The 16,546-nt window shown below is 60.1% G+C and carries 16 protein-coding genes; 9 read left to right on the top strand and 7 right to left on the bottom strand.

Translation table 11 applies throughout. The features are described 5' to 3' along the window. From E4T63_RS04780 to E4T63_RS04770, 3 genes are read right to left on the bottom strand one after another with little or no spacing between them, the layout of a single operon-like run. Window positions 1–327, bottom strand: a complete 327-nt coding sequence (locus E4T63_RS04780) for a DUF3325 domain-containing protein (protein WP_098967271.1) — start codon at window positions 325–327, stop codon at window positions 1–3. Further along, window positions 327–1,910, bottom strand: coding sequence for a PepSY-associated TM helix domain-containing protein (locus E4T63_RS04775; RefSeq protein ID WP_135294989.1), 1,584 nt, complete (start codon window positions 1,908–1,910; stop codon window positions 327–329). The genes E4T63_RS04780 and E4T63_RS04775 overlap by 1 nt, the downstream gene beginning before the upstream one ends. Continuing rightward, window positions 1,907–2,212: a DUF3649 domain-containing protein gene (locus E4T63_RS04770; protein WP_007967542.1), complete on the bottom strand. Its 306-nt coding sequence runs from the start codon at window positions 2,210–2,212 to the stop codon at window positions 1,907–1,909. Before E4T63_RS04770 ends, E4T63_RS04775 begins: the two co-directional genes overlap by 4 nt. Window positions 2,213–2,390: 178 nt before the next feature. Here E4T63_RS04770 and E4T63_RS04765 point away from each other — a divergent pair, with 178 nt between their 5' ends. The 3 genes from E4T63_RS04765 to fecA all read left to right on the top strand — a co-directional run bounded on the left by E4T63_RS04765 (window position 2,391) and on the right by fecA (window position 6,347). Then, on the top strand, window positions 2,391–2,879 hold the full coding sequence (locus E4T63_RS04765) for a sigma-70 family RNA polymerase sigma factor (RefSeq protein WP_123587206.1): 489 nt from the start codon (window positions 2,391–2,393) through the stop codon (window positions 2,877–2,879). After that, on the top strand, window positions 2,876–3,808 hold the full coding sequence (locus E4T63_RS04760; RefSeq protein ID WP_135294988.1) for a DUF4880 domain-containing protein: 933 nt from the start codon (window positions 2,876–2,878) through the stop codon (window positions 3,806–3,808). Before E4T63_RS04765 ends, E4T63_RS04760 begins: the two co-directional genes overlap by 4 nt. Before the next feature lie 208 nt (window positions 3,809–4,016). Further along, window positions 4,017–6,347, top strand: coding sequence for a TonB-dependent Fe(3+) dicitrate receptor FecA (gene fecA / locus E4T63_RS04755; protein ID WP_135294987.1), 2,331 nt, complete (start codon window positions 4,017–4,019; stop codon window positions 6,345–6,347). A gap of 282 nt (window positions 6,348–6,629) precedes the next feature. Here the strand turns inward: fecA and E4T63_RS04750 are convergent, their stop codons facing one another. Both E4T63_RS04750 and E4T63_RS04745 read right to left on the bottom strand, forming a co-directional pair. Next, a complete protein-coding gene (locus E4T63_RS04750) occupies window positions 6,630–7,034 on the bottom strand; it encodes an HPF/RaiA family ribosome-associated protein (protein ID WP_027610895.1) in 405 nt (134 codons plus the stop codon). A 200-nt stretch (window positions 7,035–7,234) separates the two neighbouring features. After that, window positions 7,235–8,182: a LysR substrate-binding domain-containing protein gene (locus E4T63_RS04745; protein ID WP_007914183.1), complete on the bottom strand. Its 948-nt coding sequence runs from the start codon at window positions 8,180–8,182 to the stop codon at window positions 7,235–7,237. A 135-nt stretch (window positions 8,183–8,317) separates the two neighbouring features. Between E4T63_RS04745 and E4T63_RS04740 the strand changes: the two genes are divergently transcribed. From E4T63_RS04740 to E4T63_RS04730, 3 genes are all read left to right on the top strand, one after another. Then, window positions 8,318–9,694 (top strand): L-serine ammonia-lyase, encoded by a 1,377-nt coding sequence (locus E4T63_RS04740; RefSeq protein WP_098967266.1) that lies wholly within the window; start codon window positions 8,318–8,320, stop codon window positions 9,692–9,694. Window positions 9,695–9,780: 86 nt separating this feature from the next. Further along, a complete protein-coding gene (locus tag E4T63_RS04735; protein WP_115988185.1) occupies window positions 9,781–11,082 on the top strand; it encodes an HAAAP family serine/threonine permease in 1,302 nt (433 codons plus the stop codon). A 315-nt stretch (window positions 11,083–11,397) separates the two neighbouring features. Continuing rightward, window positions 11,398–11,715: a DUF3509 domain-containing protein gene (locus E4T63_RS04730; RefSeq protein WP_007968083.1), complete on the top strand. Its 318-nt coding sequence runs from the start codon at window positions 11,398–11,400 to the stop codon at window positions 11,713–11,715. Here E4T63_RS04730 and E4T63_RS04725 read toward each other — a convergent pair. Together E4T63_RS04725 and E4T63_RS04720 are read right to left on the bottom strand one after the other, a co-directional pair. Further along, window positions 11,712–12,212, bottom strand: a complete 501-nt coding sequence (locus E4T63_RS04725) for a phosphate-starvation-inducible protein PsiE (RefSeq protein ID WP_003221775.1) — start codon at window positions 12,210–12,212, stop codon at window positions 11,712–11,714. The two genes, E4T63_RS04730 and E4T63_RS04725, sit on opposite strands and share 4 nt — an antisense overlap. Window positions 12,213–12,537: 325 nt before the next feature. Continuing rightward, the gene (locus E4T63_RS04720) at window positions 12,538–13,257 is read right to left on the bottom strand and encodes an autoinducer binding domain-containing protein (RefSeq protein ID WP_027610892.1); all 720 of its coding nucleotides are present in this window, start codon (window positions 13,255–13,257) and stop codon (window positions 12,538–12,540) included. A 155-nt stretch (window positions 13,258–13,412) separates the two neighbouring features. On the opposite strand from E4T63_RS04720, the gene E4T63_RS04715 reads away from it, so the two are divergent. From E4T63_RS04715 to E4T63_RS04705, 3 genes are all read left to right on the top strand, one after another. Beyond that, window positions 13,413–13,967 carry an acyl-homoserine-lactone synthase gene (locus E4T63_RS04715; RefSeq protein ID WP_027610891.1) on the top strand — a complete coding sequence of 185 codons (555 nt, stop codon included), beginning with the start codon at window positions 13,413–13,415 and terminating at the stop codon, window positions 13,965–13,967. A gap of 180 nt (window positions 13,968–14,147) precedes the next feature. Continuing rightward, window positions 14,148–15,392 (top strand): AfsA-related hotdog domain-containing protein, encoded by a 1,245-nt coding sequence (locus E4T63_RS04710; protein WP_135294986.1) that lies wholly within the window; start codon window positions 14,148–14,150, stop codon window positions 15,390–15,392. Then, window positions 15,389–16,537: an NADH:flavin oxidoreductase gene (locus E4T63_RS04705; protein ID WP_027610889.1), complete on the top strand. Its 1,149-nt coding sequence runs from the start codon at window positions 15,389–15,391 to the stop codon at window positions 16,535–16,537. Before E4T63_RS04710 ends, E4T63_RS04705 begins: the two co-directional genes overlap by 4 nt. Window positions 16,538–16,546 lie beyond the last annotated feature (9 nt).

Here is a 16,546-nt window from a genome sequence, read left to right as displayed (position 1 = left end):
TCAGACCTGCGCCCAGGCAGCGACCGGGCTGGCCAGCAGACTCAACCCGGCCAGTGCGAGGGCCAGACGTGGGCGATACGGCAGCAACAGCACCAACGCCAAGGCGCTGAGCATGAGCACCGCGAACCAGTCGACCAGACCGAAACTCCAGCCGTGTGCAGCGACTGCCGCCCAAAGCGACAGCCCGAGCAACAGCCAACCGGCGAGTTTCAAAACCCGTGCGCGTCGGACCGAGAGTTTGTTGCCGAGCAGCTCATCGTGGTGCCGAGGCATCGACAGACACAACGCGCTGAACCCGGCGTAGCACAGCAACAGCGCCAGCAACATCAGCTGACCTCCTGCTCAAGCGCGATCGGTCGCGGCTTTTCGCGGGATGTTTTTTTCACGCTGACGGCGCCGCCGGCACGCTGCATTTTCCATGCGGCCCAGCCGAGGAACAGACCTGCGCCCAGGCAAGTCAGATCGAAACCCGCCAGCGTCCAGTCACCTTGCGCCAGCGTTTCGCCGAGATTCCACGGTGTGGTCAAATTGATCAGCGGCGCCGCGATAAACAGCACGGCAGCCAGCGCGAGCTGTTCGACCCAGGCCTTGCGCCCTTTGCGCAGCAACGCATGCACCACACTCAAAGCCCAGGCGATAAAAAACGCATTCACTTCCTGATCGGCGCGCCCGAGCAGATCTGTCGGCAACAGGCGATTGGCCAAAAAGAACACCGCCACCGCCAACACCAGCCCGGCCATGCTGGCGATGTTCAGCACTTCCACCAGACGCAATTCGAACGGCATCACGCCGCTCTTGGCGTGTTTGAGCTGGCGCTTGCCAAGCCAGATCACCAGCCCGGTGCCGATCATCGCGGTACTCGCCAGACCGCAGATGAAATACAGCCAGCGCAACGTCGCCCCGGCGAAGTGGCCCATGTGCAAACCGTAGAACGTGCCGCCGACGGCCATCGCCACGGGCTGCTCCGGGGTGCTGCCGAGGCGCTCGCCGGTGACGCCGTTGAACGTCACCGCGCGCCCGAAATCGTGGACGACGCGGTCGCCACGGCGCGACAGCACCACCGAGGCATTCGCGTCCCCCGGGTTGTTCACTGTCAGCCGCGCGGTGCTGCCTCCCGCCCACTGCTCGCTGGCCTTGGCCAGCAGTGGTGCCATCGGACTTAGCGGCGCCGCCCGGTTGGCTGGCTCAGGGGTCTTCGATGCCGGAAAAACTTCGTCGTAAAAGGCGCGCACGTCGCCGTTATAGGACGCCAGAATGCTCGCCGGCATGACCATCGCCATGAAAATCACCAGGCTGCTGTAGGTGATCATCAAGTGAAACGGCAACACCAGCACGCCGACCGCGTTATGCCCGTCGAGCCATGAACGCTGGCCTTTGCGCGGGCGAAAGGTGAAGAAGTCCTTGAAGATTTTCTTGTGGGTGATGATGCCGGTGATCAGCCCGACGAACATCACCATCGCCGCCATCGTCGCCAGCCAGCGGCCCCATGGATAAGGCATTTGCAGCTGGAAATGGAAGCGATAGAAGAACTCGCCGCCCAGGCTTTCGCGGGCCTGGACTTCGCTGCCGGTCTGCGCGTCGAGTGTTCTGGATTCGAACTTGCCGCGCTGGCCCGGTGCGTTCGGCGCCTGCTGCCAGCGCACCGTCAGGCCGGGATCGCGGGCGTCGGGCAAGTCGATCAGCCAGCGCGAGGCGCCGGCGGCGTGTTGCTGCAGGTAACTTTGCGCAAGGGTCAGGCTCGCTTCGGCATTAATCGGCCGCGCGGGAATTTCCGGCTGCATCCAGTGGCTGATCTCATCCTTGAAATAGGCCAGCGTTCCGGTCAGAAAAATCGCAAACAGCAGCCAGCCGAACACCAGCCCCGTCCACGTGTGCAGCCAGGCCATCGACTGACGAAAGCCCTCTTTCATGCGTAACCCAAGCCCCGCGCGGCACCCGACACCGTCGCCAGAATCACGCTGGGCACCAGCAAACCGACCCACGCCGACCACGCCGTGCGGCAAGCGAAGCACCACAGCACCGCGACCAGATAGACCAGAAAGGAAATGGTCATACCGGTCACCACCGCTTCGGCGCGGCTCAACGGCAGCCACATCGTCAACGCGACACTGGCCAGCGCCGCGACCAGATAGCCGCCGAACACCGCCGCCAGCACCCGCGAAGTGACAGCCAGACGATAGGACATGGGAAGTGAGGCGAGTTTGCCTTTCATGTTTCGACCCTGAAACGAAAAAACGTCCGGCCAACGAGCCGAACCAACAGGCGAGCAATATTAATGATAAATATTCTCATACGCAAAAGCATCTGATTGCCGGACACCCTCGCCCGCCCCTACAATGCGAACAGTTCTTGTTCTCTAACGCATCGATCATGCGCCCGGAGTAATACCCTTGTCGTCCGCCCATCCCGTCGAATCGCTCTACCACGACCACCACAGCTGGCTCACCGGCTGGTTGCGGCGCAGACTCGGCTGCCCGGACAGCGCGGCGGATCTGGCTCAGGACACCTTCATCCGCGTGCTCACTGCACGTGAACAATCGGTAATTGTTGAGCCGCGCGCGTTTCTCACCACCCTCGCCAAACGTGTGCTGTTCAATCACTACCGCCGCCAGGACCTGGAACGCGCCTACCTCGACACCTTGGCGCAGATGCCGGAAATGGTTGCGCCATCGGAAGAAGACAAAGCGATCATCCTGCAAACCCTGATCGAGCTGGATCAGCTGCTCGATGGCTTGCCACGTCTGGTCAAGCGCGCCTTTTTGCTGGCGCAGGTCGATGGCCTGACTTATCCGCAAATCGCCGCCGAACTGGGCATCTCCGTAGCCACGGTCAAACGCCATCTGCACAAAGCCGCCCTGCGCTGCTATTTCGCCCTATGAACCGCGCTCCGGATTTCTCTGCGCAAGTGGCCGAACAGGCCGTGCACTGGCTGATGGAAATGCAGCAAGGCACGCTCTCCCCGCGTCAGCAACAAGCCTGGCAACAATGGCTGGACGCCCACAGCGAACATCGTCGGGCGTGGGAACACATGCAGCGGGTCAACCAGCGCTTGCGCGGCGTGGCTTCGCCATTGGCCCATGCCGCGTTGAACGGGCAGAAGTCTTCCAGTCGCCGTCAGGCGCTCAAGTTGCTGCTGCTTCTGGGTGCCGGTTCTGCCGTCACCTGGGGCATGCGCGAGCACAATCCGCTGCCGACGCTGCTCGCCGATTACCGCAGCCCGCTGGGGGAGCGCCGCAAAGTTACGCTGGGTGCGGGCAGCCAGTTGCAGCTCAACACCGCGAGCGCAGCGGACGTGGACAGCACGCAACGGCTGATTAGTCTGCTGGAGGGCGAGATTCTGCTCAGCACCGTACAAGCGTTCGAAGTGCGCACGGCACAAGGGCTGTTGAGAACCGCTGCTGCCCGGCTCAACGTCCGGCAATTTGCCGATCGTACGCAGGTGGCGCTGTTTGAAGGCCAGGTCGAATTGACCCGCCACGAGCACGCACCGATGTGGCTGCCCGTCGCCCGTCAGCTGAGTTTCAGCGCCACTTCGGTCAGCGAAGCCAAGCCACTGGACGCCAACAGCGGCGCCTGGGCCGACGGCATGTTGATCGCCGCGCACATGCGCCTGGGCGATTTTCTTGAAGAGCTCAGCCGCTACCGTCGCGGCCAGTTGCATTGCGATGCGAAAGTGGCTGACCTGCTGATCTCCGGGACCTATCCACTGGACGACAGCGAGCGGATTCTTGATCTGCTGCAAATCAGTCTGCCGGTGAAAGTGCGGCGGTTTACCCGCTATTGGGTCAGCGTCGAGGCTCGGGTTTAAAACAAAACTGTGGCGAGGGAGCTTGCTCCCGCTGGCCTGCGCAGCAGGCCCTCAATACAGGGGCCGCTTTGCGCCCCAACGGGGAGCAAGCTCCCTCGCCACAAAATCAGTCATGCAAAAAATATTCGTAAACCGTGAGCCGTTTTTCAGATCTGGCGTGACAGAGAAGGAAAGCCCCCTTGATTCAACCTTCTCAGGATCACCCTTCATGCACCCCACCCGCCTCACGCCACTGGCCCGTCGCCTGCGCAACCTCATACTGGGCGCCAGCCTGAGCTTCAGCGCTCTGCCGGCCATGGCCGCCGAAACCAGGGTTTACCACATCGCCCCGGCATCGCTGGAAAACACCCTCAACCAGTTTGGTCGTGAAGCCGGCGTGCTGATTTCCTTCGGTTCGCAGATCACCAGCGGCGTGCAAAGCCGTGGCCTCGAAGGCAGCTACAGCACCGCAGAAGGTCTCGATGCATTGCTCGAAGGCACCGGCCTGCAAGCCCGCGCCGAAGGCAACAATGCCTTCAGCCTGCAACCGGTCGGCGACACGGCGCTGGAGCTGGACACCTCGAAAGTCGTCGGTGACTGGCTCGGTGAAGCGGCGCAGGTCAACGTGTTCGAACACCCCGGCGCCCGCGATGTGATCCGCCGCGAAGACTTCGAACGTCAAGGCGCGACTCAGGCGCGCGATGTGCTCAACCGCATCCCCGGGGTCAACGCTCCGGAAAACAACGGCACCGGCAGCCATGACATGGCGCTGAACTTCGGCATTCGCGGCCTCAATCCGCGCCTGGCCGCGCGCTCGACCGTACTGATGGACGGCATTCCCGTGCCATTCGCACCGTACGGCCAACCGCAGTTGTCGTTCGCGCCGATCAGCATGGGCAACATGGATGCCGTGGACGTGGTGCGTGGCGGCGGCGCCGTGCGTTACGGCCCGCAGAACGTTGGCGGGGTGGTCAACTTCGTGACCCGTGCCATTCCCGATGCGCCGACGGTCAAGGGTGGTTTCCAGACCGAAACCAGTCCGTCGTCGAGCCATGACGGCTTCAAGACCAGCGCCAACCTGCTGGCCGGCGGCACCAACGAAAATGGTCTGGGCGGCGCGCTGCTGTACTCCGGCACCCGTGGCGGTGACTGGCGTGAACACAGCGACAGCGAAATCGACGACCTGATCCTCAAGGGCAAATACCAGCTCGACGAGGCCAACAGCTTCAACGCCATGGCCCAGTATTACGAAGGCAAGGCCGACATGCCCGGCGGCCTCAGCGTTGCCGATTACGACGCCGATCCGTATCAGTCGACGCGCCTGAAAGACCAGTTCTGGGGTCGCCGCACAATGTTCAACTTCGGCTATCGCTATCAGGAAGATCGCCGCGAATTCACCGCCAACACTTTCTTCACCAAGACCCTGCGCAGCGGTTATCTGGATCAGGGCAGTTTCCTCTCGCTGTCACCGCGCGAGTATTGGGTGCGCGGTTTCGAAACGCGTTTCGCCCAGGGCTTCGACCTCGGCCCGACCAGCCATGAAGTCGGCGTCGGTTACCGCTACATCAACGAGGCCGGCCACGAGTTGCGCTATCGCACGCCGATCAGCAGCAACCAATACCCGACTACCGACAGCCGCAACGACCGCGACACCCGCGGTGGCACCGAAGCCAATGCGTTGTTCGTCGACGATCGCATCGACATCGGCAAATGGACCATCACTCCGGGCGTGCGCTACGAGATGATCGAGTCGCAGCAGACCAACAACCTGACCGACGTCAAATACAAGGGCGACTACAACACCGCGCTGCCGGCGCTGAACGTGCTGTATCACCTGAGCGACAGCTGGAATCTGTACGCCAACACCGAAGGTTCGTTCGGCAGCGTGCAATACAGTCAGATGCCCAACCGTGTGAGCAGCGGCGAAGTCAAACCGGAGAAGGCCCGCACCTGGGAACTCGGAACCCGTTATGACAACGGCACCCTGCGCGCGGAAATCGGTGCGTTCCTGATCAACTTCGACAACCAGTACGAAAGCAACCAGACCAACGATTCGGTGATCGCCCGAGGCGAGACCCGCCATCAGGGCATCGAGACCAGCGTCAACTACGCGCTGGATGACTTGAGCCCGGCACTCGCCGGTTTCGATGTGTACGCCACTTATGCCTATGTTGACGCGACCATCCGTGAGGACGGGCCGAACAAGGGCAATCGCGTGCCGTTCTCGTCGAAACACAAAGGCACGATTGGCGTCGGTTATACCGAGGGCCCGTGGAAACTCAACGTCGACAGCAGCTTCCAGAGCGACCAGTTCGCCGACAATGCCAACACCTCCAGGGAAAGCGCCGACGGCAGCACCGGCAAGATCCCCGGTTACATGCTGTTCAGCAGCCGCGCCGGTTATGACTTCGGCCCGCAATTGTCGGATCTGAACGTGGCGGTGGGGGTGAAGAACATTTTCAACACCCAGTATTTCACCCGCTCGTTTGATGACAACAATAAAGGCAAGTACGTGGGTGAACCGCGCACGGTGTACGTGCAAACCACCCTCGCGTTCTGAGATTGAAAAAACCCTCACCCTAACCCTCTCCCAAGGGAGAGGGGACTGATTGCGGGATGCTTGCGAAGTACGCCGACCTGATTCTACTTTGCCGAATCCATAGTCGAGTCGGTCTTTCAGGTCGATGTTTCACGTCAGACACCTCGGTCGGCCCCCTCTCCCGGAGGGAGAGGGCTGGGGTGAGGGGCCGCTTTCTGATGCCCTGCGCAAAAAACGCCACAAACAAAAACGGGCCTGCTTGCGCAGGCCCGTTCTCATGGGGTGGCTTGAAAAATCAGCGTATCAACTGTTGATCGCTGCCTGTTCGTTCTCGAGAAATTCTTCCTCCAGCAGTGCATCATTCGCCTTGCTGAATGGCACGATGGCGGCGCGAGGTTTGCCTCGCAGTTTGCCAAACAGGTGCTCCAGCGCGTGTTCCAGTTTTTCGGCTGCACCGTCGATCGCCTGTTCCAGCGAATCGGCTTTGTGGGTGACGGAAATCGGTTGATGGCCTTTTGGCCGCGCTTCCAGTTGGCAGCGCAAGTCATGGGGACCTGGTTTGTCGCCGTTCTCGTCGCTCAGGTGGACTTCGACACGGGTCAGGTCTTCTTCATAACGTTCGAGCGTGCTCTCAATAGTTGTACGTACCCACTCCTCCAGTCGCTTACTGCTTTGAATATGGTTATCGCTGTTGACTTGGATTTGCATAGTTCATCCCTTATTTCAGCTAGCTCGCCAGAGGCCTTGAATTGGATTTCCTGACCTCCTGGTTACAACAATCGGCCCGACCGACGAACATTTCAACCCCTGAAAAAAGATAAATATTCATTCGCAAAAAAAGCCGGACAACCGGGCAAGTCACTGGTAAGGTCGGGAGTTGGGTCGCTTCGCAACCCTGCAAAATCTGCTCACAATTGCCCGTCGTTCAACGGGTGCAAGCTGCGGAAAATCCCCGCCTCCTCCACCAGCCAGTCATGCACCGCGCGCACGCCCGGATGGCTCAAGGCCCCCGGCGCATACAGCAGCACGTAGCGTTTGTGGTTGGGCACCGACAGGCCGAACGGCACAATCAACGTCCCGCGCTCCAGTTCATCGTTGAGCAACGTGCGCCGGGCAATCGCCACGCCCATACCGGCGATCGCCGCTTCGATGGTCAGGTGATTGCGATTGAACGTGTGCCCACGCCGTACGTCGGCGCCTTCAAAGCCAATCGCGTTCAGATAAAACTCCCATTCCGCATATTCATAACTGCCCCGCCAGGCGGTGATGTCGTGCAACAACGGGAAATGCACCAAGTCCGCCGGCCCATGCAGCGGCGGACGCCCGCGCAGCAAACTCGGCGCGCAAACCGGGAAAATCTGCTCATCGAGCAAGGCTGTGGATAACAGCCCCGGATAACTGCCGTCATTCAGGTCAATCGCCAGATCGAAATCGCCCTCGTGCAACGGCACGCTGCTGTCCTCGGCCACCAGCCGTAACTGGATGTCCGGATAACGCTGTTGCAGACGCGGCAGGCGCGGGGTCAGCCATTTGCTGAGGAACGATGGAATCGAACGCACCCGCAGAATCCCGCTGATCATCCCGGCATCCAGACGACGCAATTCAGCATCGATGCTGCCATAGGCCTCGTTGACCGTGATGGCCAGTCGCTGGCCTTCCGCACTCAACTCCACACCCCGCGCTCGTCGGTGGAACAGGCGAAAACCCAGTCGCTCTTCCAGTTGGCGAATCTGCTGGCTGACCGCTCCCGGAGTGATGTGCAGCTCTTCCGCACAACGGGTGAACGACAGGTGCCGCGCGGCACAGGAAAACACCTGCAGCCAGACGTAGGTCTGGGCATGCAATTGACGACTCATTGTTTAGTCCTGCTAAAGGCTTACTTAGGAAATTTCGTTAGTCACGTAGGACCGAGGTAGGCAGTATCGCCGACATTGCGCTTGTCCTACAAAAAATGGCAGCGATTTCTACTCCATTGCTTGTAAGGGTTTAGCATGGCTATCAGTGTTTTCGATCTATTCAAAGTCGGCATCGGTCCGTCCAGTTCCCACACCGTCGGCCCGATGCGCGCCGCCGCGACCTTCGCCCAGGCGCTGATCGAGCAACGCTTGCTCAACGATGTGCGTCGCGTGGAAATCCGTTTGTACGGTTCGCTGTCGGCCACCGGCGTCGGCCACGCCACCGACCGCGCGACGGTCATGGGCCTGATGGGCGAATGGCCGGACAGCATCGATCCGGCGACCATCGATCCACGCATCCAGCAACTGCGCGAAAGCGGCCTGTTGCTGCTTGCCGGCCAGAGAGAAATTTCCTTCAACTGGCAGCGCGATCTCCTGCTGCTGGACGAAAGCCTGCCCTACCACCCCAACGCCATGTCGCTGACAGCCTTCGGCGAAAGCGCCGAGCTGTTCACGCAGACGTACTACTCGATTGGCGGCGGTTTCATCATCGAAGCGGCGGAAGCCGAGTCCGGTGTGGCGCCGGCCGGCGACGTGGTGTTGCCGTTCGATTTTTCCAGCGCCGCCGAACTGCTGAACCTGTGCAGGCAGCACAACTTGCGCGTGTCGGAACTGATGATGGCCAACGAACGGGCCTGGCGCAGCGACGCTGAAATCCGTAACGGCTTGCTGCACATCTGGTCGGTGATGCGCGAGTGTGTCGAGCAAGGCCTGCGTCACGAAGGCATCCTGCCCGGTGGGCTGAACGTGCCGCGCCGCGCGGCGAAATTGCACCGCAGCCTGCTGGAAATCGGCAAGCCGAACGTGATCAGTTCGACGCTGTCGGCGATGGAGTGGGTCAACCTGTTCGCCCTCGCCGTCAACGAAGAGAACGCTGCCGGCGGGCGCATGGTCACCGCGCCGACTAATGGCGCGGCCGGGATCATTCCGGCGGTGCTGCACTACTACATGAAATTCAATCCGGACGCGTCTGACGATGACGTCGTCGCTTTCTTCATGGGCGCCGCCGCCGTCGGCATTCTGTGTAAGAAAAATGCCTCGATCTCCGGCGCCGAAGTCGGCTGCCAGGGCGAAGTCGGTTCGGCCTGCGCCATGGCCGCGGCGGGCCTCGCTGAAGTGCTCGGCGCAACCCCGGAGCAACTGGAAAACGCCGCTGAAATCGGCCTGGAACACAACCTCGGCCTGACCTGCGACCCGGTCGGCGGCCTGGTGCAGGTGCCGTGTATCGAACGCAATGCCATCGCCGCCGTGAAGGCGATCAACGCCACGCAAATGGCCCTGCGCGGCGACGGCAAACACTTCATTTCCCTCGACCGGGTAATCCGCACCATGCGCGATACCGGCGCCGACATGCACGACAAATACAAAGAGACTTCACGGGGCGGCCTGGCTGTGAACTGGGTGGAATGCTGACGCGCATTGCCTGACCGTCCCGGCGGGCCGCAACTTGCGGCCCGCCAACCGTGAGCCCGAGCAAAAATAATAACGAGGCAAAAACGATGACCGATGTACGTACACCTGCTGCCGAAAATCCCGCTGTAGATCGCACACGCAACACCGAAATAGCCCACAAGGGCTGGAGCAAATCCGACACCACCTGGATGCTCGGTCTGTATGGCACCGCCATCGGTGCCGGCACTTTGTTTCTGCCGATCAACGCCGGCGTCGGCGGTTTCTGGCCATTGCTGATTCTGGCGTTGCTGGCGTTCCCGATGACCTTTTTCGCCCACCGGGGCCTGACCCGCTTCGTCTTGTCCGGGCGTTCGGGCGACATCACCGAAGTCGTTGAAGAACACTTCGGCATCGGTGCCGGCAAGCTGATCACCCTGCTGTACTTCTTCGCGATCTTCCCGATCCTGCTGGTGTACAGCGTTGCACTGACCAACACCCTGAGCAGTTTTCTCGAACATCAATTGCACATCGCGCCGCCACCTCGGGCAATCCTGTCGCTGGTGCTGATTCTCGGCCTGATGGCGATCGTGCGCTGCGGGCAGAACGTGATCGTCAAAGCCATGAGCGTGCTGGTCTATCCGTTCGTCGCCGCGCTGCTGTTGCTCGGCCTGAGCCTTATCCCCAACTGGAACGGCGCGTTCTTCGCCAGCGCCAAGGAAGCGATGCCGCTGTCGACGTTCCTCAAGACCCTGTGGCTGGCGATCCCGGTGATGGTGTTCTCGTTCAACCACTCGCCGATCATCTCCGCCTTCGCGGTTGACCAGAAGCAGCGCTACGGCGCCGAGGCCGAACGCAAGAGCAGCGGCATCCTCGCCATGGCCCACGGGATGATGGTGGTGACGGTGATGTTCTTCTGCTTCAGCTGCGTGCTGGCGCTGTCGCCGGCGGATCTGGCGGCCGCGAAAGCGCAGAACATTTCGATCCTGTCGTACCTCGCCAACCACTTCCAGACCCCGGTCATCGCTTACGCCGCGCCGCTGATCGCGCTGGTGGCGATCACCAAATCCTTCCTCGGCCACTACATCGGCGCCAGCGAAGGCTTTCAGGGCATGATCGTCAAGAGCCTGCGCGGTCGTGGCAAGGTGATGTCGGCGAGCTGGCTGAACCGTGCGACCGCGCTGTTCATGATCCTCAGCTGCTGGGCCGTGGCGACGTTCAACCCGAGCATCCTCGGCATGATCGAAACCCTCGGCGGGCCAGTGATTGCCTGCCTGTTGTTCCTGATGCCGATGTACGCCATCCGCCGTGTGCCAGCCTTGCGCCAGTACTCGGGACAGGCGTCCAACGTGTTCGTGGTGCTGATCGGCCTGATTGCACTGTCGGCGATCATCTACTCGGTTCTGCCCTGAAACGGGCCACAAATGACAGAGGCGAGCCATGGGCTCGCCTTTTTTATGCCGTATCCATTGTCCAACAATTTTCCCGGCACAGCCCTTGCTATGACCTGTGCAGGAGCTGTGTAGGAGCTGTCGAGTGCAACGAGGCTGCGATCTTTTGATCTTCATGACCGAAGTCAAAACAGCGCAGATCAAAAGATCGCAGCCTTTGGCAGCTCCTACAAAACGCAACACCACAGGCCACGGAATCGCCGATGATCAGGTATTGCGAACCAACCCGATCACGGCCGGTCAACAACTGCACGTTCAATCAGGCGGTGACGCATCATGGACAACCCTTTTCAGATCATTACCGATGCCTTCGCGCCGGACTATCAGATCAACCTGAGCATTCAGGGGCTGGACGGCAGCATCATGCTGACCCTGTCGAACAGCGGCCGAATCGTCGCCAAACGGATGATCAGCGCCGAACAGCGCAACGATCCGGTACGGCTCAAGCGGCTGGTGCAAAGCATTCAGTTCGGCATCGCCATCGAACAGGGCCACAGCGCCATGGCGATCCTTGAAGCGATGACCAGCGGTGACGGGCTGCCTCCGCCACCGCAGCAGAGCAACGGCCAGCCTCGGCCGTCGATGGGGCTTTAAAGCTCGCCCTTCTCGATCTCGGGATGTTCACCGGAGCCGGCGCCGAGCTTGCGTTGCGGTTTTTCGATCTTCACCGACGGAAATTGCGACGAGGCGTAACGCACCACCAGGATCGAGAACGCCAGCAGCAGAATGCCGCCGCACAGGTAGATGATGCCCATGTCCGGCGGGTTGTGGTGCGAGACGTTGGAGATCAGCAGGCGGGTCAGCGCAGTGATCGCCACGTAGATCAGGAAGCGCACCGGCATGTGGTTGGTCTTGAAGTAAATCCCGACCATCGCCCCCAGTTCCAGATAGATGAACAGCAACAGAATGTCATCGATCTTGATGTGGCCTTCTTCGAGCATGCCGAGAAATTCCATCACCGCCGCCCATGCGGTCACCGCACCAATGGCGAACAGCGCCAGGTAGTGGAAGGTCTCGACGAACAGATTGCCCAGGGACTCGGCCAGTTGATGCACGTTTTGCCGCAGTTTCTCGGCCCAGTTGATTTTCACGATGATGTTCCTTAGCCCGATGCGAGCGGATGATGCCGGTTGGACGTGACGGTTTTCCGTATGCGCTATGCGCCATGCAGAAACGAGGCCACGCATCATGGCGAGCCGGCATGAAACCTGCGCCGTGGCGTTTGGTCGCACCGTTGAACAGGCACCGTCGTCAGGAATGTTTGTGACGCTATAACTGAAGTTTCTTGATGAATTCGTTACGCTTCAAAAGGCATTAGCTTATAAATGAAATATTATTAATCGGAAAAATCTGTGAACTCGCGCACAAACACTCCGGTTATTCACCAGTTAGTTATCCAATAAATTATCAGGGTAATTATTTCCACAGCAGGCCCATCAGCGAAGCTTTAACTGCAGCGGCAATCTTGTTTTGGCAACCGAGTTTTTTCAGGCAATGATTAATATGGAAGTTTACTGTCCTTTTGCTGATACCGAGGATCACCGAAACATCGTCCGATGACTTTCCGTCAGCGGTCCATTGCAGGATTTCCTTTTCTCTCTGCGACAGTTCTATCGGCACCGGGAGCACCGAATCGGCGCCGCGCATCTGCAGGCGCGTCAGCCCCAGGTGAGTAATCTGGGCCAGCCAGGACAACTGTGCCTGTTTGGTTTCGAGTTCCTGCGCGGTGATCGTCCCGCTGCCCCGGGCAAAGGTCACCAGCCCTTGAGTTTCGCTGTTGAGCAGCGTCTGCCCCCAGCCCTCCGAGAGCCCGTGAGCCTGCGCATCCTGCCAGAATTCGGGCATCTGAGCCTTGAGTTCAGCGTCCCACAGCACCGGTTTCACGCTGCGCATTGCGCGCTGGACGTAAGGATCGATGTCCAGGTAACGATTGGCGGAATAGGCAGCTTGCCAGGCGGGCGAATAATTATTGGCGAGAAAAAGACAAGGTTTGGTGATGGGGAAAAGCCGGCGTGACCCGTAAGCCACATAATCAAACTCCAACTGCCTGGCGACGGTCTTGATACTGTCGAACAACAACTCGACATCCGTTGCAGACATGGCGTTTTCCAACAGTTCAGCCTGCCAATATGACATAGAGATTCCTTTCCCACAGTTAATGCTGTCGGCCTCTTGCCAACATGCCTAGCATATTTCCAAATGTTTCCGCTAGCTGTCAAGGGTGACAGGTAGTATGCGAGCGCAGTGTGCACTTTAATCGCCACCCAACCAATCACTAAACGGAATCTGTGATGGATTACTTGTCAGGACGTTATGACGAGTTGACGACACTAAAGCGTCAACGCTTGGCTCAATATCGCTATCAGGTGTTCGTCGAACGCCTCGGCTGGCAATTATCCACGCCGGACGATTTCGAGTTCGACCAATTTGATCACAGCGGCACTCACTACATTGTCGCCGAAGAGCACGACGGCAACATCAAGGGATGCGCCCGCCTGCTGCCCACCACCCAGCCGTATCTGCTGAGTGAAGTATTCACTTCGTTGCTCGGCGACAAGCCTGCCCCGTGCGGCGATGACATCTGGGAGCTGTCGCGTTTCACCTCACTTGACCTCGATGCCGAGGGCGGCAAAAACGAACAGATGATGTCCGACGAAAACACCGTTGGCCTGTTCATGGCCACACTGGAGTACGCCCGAACCTGCGGCGTTTCACATCTGGTGTCAGTGTCCCCGGTTGCCATCGGACGCCTGCTCAGACGTGGCGGCATCGACTACAAATGGCTGGCGCCGCTGCAGGTTCTGGACAACCGAACCCTGGGCGCCTGCTACATCACGGTGCAGTAACCCTGCCCGACACTCGATAACAAGAAAACAAGAAAACAAGAAAACAAGAAAACAAGAAAACAAGAAAACACATCAACTGAAGCTGCTGACACGCGTCGAGCAGCACCTTTCGGTGTGGGTCGATTTCACGCCATGGATAGCAACTGCCTTACAACCAACGTTCAACACAGAGGGATGATCATGATCGACATGCACAGGAAAGTTGCCAAAGACATCGTCCACAAGGGCCACGATGACGACGTGCTGATTTACGACGCTCACCACTTGCTGCCGGCCTGGCTGCCGGCCGCCGTCGCGCAACGGGCGAACCTTGATCCAATGGATCTGGAGATCGTCAATCAGGCCTATCGGCTGGACAGCGAACGTCTGGTGCTGCGCTCGCTGCCAACCATCATTGACCTGGAAGAGCTCGAACAGGCAGGCCTGTCGGACTGTCTGCCGGAACTGCTGACGAATTACGAAAAGGCCACCGACCACCTGATCCTCAGCGGCATCTGGGTGCTGGAAAGCACCGAAGCCAAACTGGCTCGACTGCCCGGTTGCGGCAACGGCCTGAGCCTCGATCAGCGCCGGCAGGTACATGATGTCCTGAAAAACCTGGACGGCTGCCCGCAGCAGGGTCTGCTCTATTTCACCCTGTTCAACGACACCGCCAATTACTTTTTCTACCGCAAGCACCACGAGCACGTGCCCGGCCTGATGCTGATCGAAGCGGCACGCCAGGCCATGTACGCGCAGTTCTACGAGCACAGCGGTTATGCCCGCGGTGAGGTGTCGATTTCCATCGTTGATCTGCTGTCGAGTTTTCCCCGTTACACCGAGTCTTCGTTTCAGGTGGATGTGCTGGTTGGCGACTACGAAGGCATGGCCCAGCCGCGGGCGCGCAAGGTCGACAAGCGTGCGCGATTCTTCCAGCGGGGCGAGCTGGTGGCCGACATTCGCCTGCACGGTGAAGTGATCAAGATGCCGGTGTTCAAGCGCATGCGGAATATCAACATCGACCCCGCCTGCTGGTTCCGTCCGCTCAAGGGCATACGCCATGAAGTGCTGGTGCGCCTGGATTCCGGACGTCACCTCTCCGCCCGCCTTGAGCTGCTGTCGATGGCCGGCCTGCAAGTGCAATGCGACAGCCCGCTCGAGGCTTCCGAGCGCGGACACGTCTACCTGTACCTGGAAAACGAAGGGATGATCAGCCTGCCGTTGCAATCGCTGCACGCCAGCGACGCGACAAAGGCCGGCACGCTCAAACTGCACCTGGCAGAGCTGGATTCGCCGTTGCGTTTCAAGTGGCGCGAAGTGCTCAAACAGTTCGCTTACTTCTCCCACGAAGAAACCGCCCCGGTTCCGGCGCCCGTCCTCGGCCAACCGTTGTGGATGACCTTCGACCAAGCTTCGGCGATGCCCGAACAAAGGAAGGAAGCATGATGCCGCGCTATCCCCACGTGCTGGAGCCCCTGCGGCTGGCCGGCGGGCTGGAGTTGCGCAATCGGCTGTTCTTCGCGTCGATGGGCGTGGACCTGGCCGATCACAGCGGGTGCGTGACGCCCGCCATGATCGAGTTCTATCAGGGCATCATGGAGGGCGGTTGCTCCATGGCGTTTCTGTGCAACGCCACGGTCTCGCCGCAATCGCGTCTGCAGAGCACCGGGCTCGGCCTGTTCGAACAGCAGCAGGGCGAATCGCTCAAGGCGATGTTCGCGATGGCCGAGCAGGTCAACACGCCGGTGGGTGTGCAACTGCAGCATTACGGCGGTCAGGGCACCACCACCCACACCGGCGTTGCCGTGCTGACCCCGAGCGGCGTGCCCTGCCCGCGCGTGTCGAAACTTGATCCGGATTATCGCGTGCGGATCATGGACGAAAGCGACATCGCCCTGGTGATCGAGCAGTTCGCCCATTCCGCCTGGCTGGCCTGGACCAACGGCGCGCGTCTGGTGCAATTGCAGGCGTCCAACGGCTACCTGCTGAGCAGTTTTCTCTCGCCGCACACCAACAAGCGCACCGACCGATATGGCGGCAGCGAAGAGAACCGTGCGCGACTGTTGCTCGACGTGGTCAAGGCCATCCGCGAGCGCACCCAGGGCCAACTGATCGTCACTATTCGTCTGGGCATCGACGACCGTCTGGGCGCTGAAGGGCTGCAATATCCGGACCTCAAGGAAACCGTGCAGGCGCTCTGTCAGGCCGGCGTTGCCGCGCTGGAATGTTCGATGTGCATGGGCGCGACCTTCGGCCAGTTGATCGTGCATTCCGAGACCATGGACCACTACCTGCAAGCCGGAGTGCGGGCGATCAAGTCGGTGTCGACAGTGCCGGTGGGTTACGCCGGTTTCATCGACGGTCTGGACAAGGCCGAGCAGTTGCTCGCCGACGGCGTATGCGATTGGGTGGGGATGTCGCGGGCGCTGTTTGCCGACAACGACCTGATCAATAAAACCCTGCAGGGCCGCTCCGCCGACATCCACAAATGTCGATGGGACAGCCAGTGCTTCAGTGACAAAAGCAATCCGCGACTGGATCGGGTGTATTGCTGCGTAAACCCGAAATATTTACGCCCCGCGTTGGCATAAGGAGATGCG

The organism is Pseudomonas fluorescens, from assembly GCF_004683905.1.
Lineage (GTDB): Bacteria > Pseudomonadota > Gammaproteobacteria > Pseudomonadales > Pseudomonadaceae > Aquipseudomonas > Aquipseudomonas putida_A.
This window is presented reverse-complemented; position numbering and strand designations above follow the sequence as displayed.

Coding starts and splice junctions, on each gene's coding strand:
- E4T63_RS04780 (WP_098967271.1), bottom strand. CDS start 327: ATGTTGCTGGCGCTGTTGCTGTGCTACGCCGGGTTCAGCGCGTTGTGT.
- E4T63_RS04775 (WP_135294989.1), bottom strand. CDS start 1,910: ATGAAAGAGGGCTTTCGTCAGTCGATGGCCTGGCTGCACACGTGGACG.
- E4T63_RS04770 (WP_007967542.1), bottom strand. CDS start 2,212: ATGAAAGGCAAACTCGCCTCACTTCCCATGTCCTATCGTCTGGCTGTC.
- E4T63_RS04760 (WP_135294988.1), top strand. CDS start 2,876: ATGAACCGCGCTCCGGATTTCTCTGCGCAAGTGGCCGAACAGGCCGTG.
- fecA (WP_135294987.1), top strand. CDS start 4,017: ATGCACCCCACCCGCCTCACGCCACTGGCCCGTCGCCTGCGCAACCTC.
- E4T63_RS04750 (WP_027610895.1), bottom strand. CDS start 7,034: ATGCAAATCCAAGTCAACAGCGATAACCATATTCAAAGCAGTAAGCGA.
- E4T63_RS04745 (WP_007914183.1), bottom strand. CDS start 8,182: ATGAGTCGTCAATTGCATGCCCAGACCTACGTCTGGCTGCAGGTGTTT.
- E4T63_RS04740 (WP_098967266.1), top strand. CDS start 8,318: ATGGCTATCAGTGTTTTCGATCTATTCAAAGTCGGCATCGGTCCGTCC.
- E4T63_RS04735 (WP_115988185.1), top strand. CDS start 9,781: ATGACCGATGTACGTACACCTGCTGCCGAAAATCCCGCTGTAGATCGC.
- E4T63_RS04730 (WP_007968083.1), top strand. CDS start 11,398: ATGGACAACCCTTTTCAGATCATTACCGATGCCTTCGCGCCGGACTAT.
- E4T63_RS04720 (WP_027610892.1), bottom strand. CDS start 13,257: ATGTCATATTGGCAGGCTGAACTGTTGGAAAACGCCATGTCTGCAACG.
- E4T63_RS04715 (WP_027610891.1), top strand. CDS start 13,413: ATGGATTACTTGTCAGGACGTTATGACGAGTTGACGACACTAAAGCGT.
- E4T63_RS04710 (WP_135294986.1), top strand. CDS start 14,148: ATGATCGACATGCACAGGAAAGTTGCCAAAGACATCGTCCACAAGGGC.
- E4T63_RS04705 (WP_027610889.1), top strand. CDS start 15,389: ATGATGCCGCGCTATCCCCACGTGCTGGAGCCCCTGCGGCTGGCCGGC.